Annotated in this window: 1 protein-coding gene; it reads right to left on the reverse strand. The window is 39.0% G+C overall.

Annotated features, from left to right (window positions below; all coding sequences use genetic code 11):
* On the reverse strand, positions 1 to 282 hold a 282-nt coding region (locus AOA62_RS25290; protein ID WP_178075658.1), incomplete at both ends, for a carbohydrate binding domain-containing protein.

Raw genomic sequence — 282 nt, forward strand, 5'->3', positions numbered from 1 at the left:
ATCCTGATCTTCATCATATGGTTCTTCTACAAAAAAGAATAAGTCTGTGACACCTGCAGTTAAAGTATAAGACCCTTCTAATAAGACCCATTCCTCATCCGTTACTAGTCTTGGTGATACAACTGGTGGCCAATAGTTTGTACCGTCAGAATCTGTCTCCGCTCTGGATACTTGTAATTCTGTTGGTTCTTCTCCCTCAGCTAACTTTACCCAAACACTGATGTCATACGTAAAGCCTTCATGCATATTTTCTAGAAAATCTAACTTTGCACTGTAATGAGA

Origin of the sequence: Pseudomonas sp. 2995-3 (assembly GCF_002742565.1) — a bacterium.
GTDB lineage: Bacteria > Pseudomonadota > Gammaproteobacteria > Pseudomonadales > Pseudomonadaceae > Aquipseudomonas > Aquipseudomonas edaphica.